This is a genomic window from Methylobacterium sp. WL18 (assembly GCF_008040015.1).
Classification (GTDB): domain Bacteria; phylum Pseudomonadota; class Alphaproteobacteria; order Rhizobiales; family Beijerinckiaceae; genus Methylobacterium; species Methylobacterium mesophilicum.
In genome coordinates this window covers 1-491 of the sequence record NZ_VRVD01001307.1, presented here as the reverse complement: position 1 = coordinate 491, position 491 = coordinate 1, and the positions used below count along the sequence as shown (strand labels likewise).

Annotated in this window: 1 pseudogene; it reads right to left on the bottom strand. The window is 78.8% G+C overall.

Annotated features, from left to right (window positions below):
* Window positions 1-32: 32 nt before the first annotated feature.
* Window positions 33-491: pseudogene (locus tag FV228_RS32460) on the bottom strand (hypothetical protein); the annotation flags it as partial.

Genomic DNA, 491 nt, shown 5'->3' with positions numbered 1-491 from the left:
GTGGGGGCCCGGGGGCCGGCCGGGTCCCGCGTTTAGGGGGGGGCCGCGCACCCCGGGTGCCGCCGGCGGGGGCGCCCCCCGGCGGCGTCCCCCCCGGGCCCCCCCCCCGCGCCCCCCCCTACCCCCACCGGCAGGCTCACCGAGGCTTCCGAGACGCCGCGATAATCGCGGAACAGGCCAGGCAGCCGGCCCTCCACGGCGCTCGCATCCCCAACCGGCCCGCCCATCTTGTCCCCGGACAACAATCCGCTGCCGAAGATCGGCCGCACCCGTTCCAGGAAGGCCGGATCCAGCGCCAGGCGCAAGTCCGCGAGGCGCAGAGTCAGTGTGCCATCCACGGTGCGGCCGTCGGACACCAGCCCGGCGAGGCCGCCCGGACGCGGGATCGGGGGCAGGGTCAGCACCACGGCGAGCGGCCCGCTCTCCGCCTGCGGCGCCAGGTCGGCGATGTCGGCGGGCGAGACCGCCGCCTGCGCCAGCCCGGCCCCCAC